This is a genomic window from Paenibacillus rhizoplanae (assembly GCF_042684125.1).
Classification (GTDB): Bacteria; Bacillota; Bacilli; order Paenibacillales; family Paenibacillaceae; genus Paenibacillus_AQ; species Paenibacillus_AQ rhizoplanae.
Genome location: NZ_JBHUKY010000109.1, coordinates 1 through 843 on the forward strand (window position 1 = coordinate 1; position 843 = coordinate 843).

General features: G+C 48.4%; 2 tRNA genes and 2 rRNA genes. All 4 read right to left on the reverse strand.

The window, feature by feature from the left end:
- Positions 1 to 95 (reverse strand): 23S ribosomal RNA (locus ACFSX3_RS32220); the annotation flags it as partial.
- A gap of 242 nt (positions 96 to 337) precedes the next feature.
- Positions 338 to 413: transfer RNA gene (locus tag ACFSX3_RS32225), tRNA-Ala, on the reverse strand.
- Positions 414 to 441: 28 nt separating this feature from the next.
- A tRNA-Ile gene (locus ACFSX3_RS32230) sits at positions 442 to 518 on the reverse strand.
- A gap of 47 nt (positions 519 to 565) precedes the next feature.
- Positions 566 to 682, reverse strand: a 5S ribosomal RNA gene (rrf, locus tag ACFSX3_RS32235).
- Positions 683 to 843: the final 161 nt, after the last annotated feature.

Genomic DNA, 843 nt, shown 5'->3' on the forward strand with positions numbered 1-843 from the left:
TGCTTACAGCTCCCCGAGGCAGTTTCGTTGTTCGCCACGTCCTTCGTCGGCTCCTGGCGCCTAGGCATCCTCCGTGTGCTCTTAGTAGCTTAACCAACGCTCCGATGTTTGGCTGATTCGCTCATCTTGTTTTGAAGGCCACTCGCAGATTGCTCTACTCGTTATTGCCTTCAAAGCAAAAGGTCGCTTCATCATCCAAAATCTTCGCTTAGCATCACTATAATATTGAAACTTGTTTACACAAGTTCAGCTTAAAGGAATGTTCTAAAACGCAAATTCATTTCGGTATCCAGTTTTCAAGGATCAAGTTCTTGCATATACTTTTGTAAAGAAGTTTTGGTGGAGCCAAGCGGGATCGAACCGCTGACCTCCTGCTTGCAAGGCAGGCGCTCTCCCAGCTGAGCTATGGCCCCAAAGTAAGTATTCAATTGAAGTGTTATATGGTGGGCCTTGGTGGACTCGAACCACCGACCTCACCCTTATCAGAGGTGCGCTCTAACCAACTGAGCTAAAAGCCCATATAACAAAACATACAGTAGTGAAACAATCAATGAATTGATTGTTCGCTTGGCGGCGTCCTACTCTCCCAGGACCCTTCGGTCCAAGTACCATCGGCGCTGGAGGGCTTAACGGTCGTGTTCGGGATGGGTACGTGTGGAACCCCTCCGCTATCGCCACCAAACGCATACGAAAGAGACTTGCTCTTTCAAAACTGAACACGAGTGAGTGTTCGAACCCGAAGGTTCTATTGTGGAAGCTTTAGCTTCCGATTTGAATGTTTCCGTTGCAGGAAACGATTCTCCATAGAAAGGAGGTGATCCAGCCGCACCTTCCGATACGGCT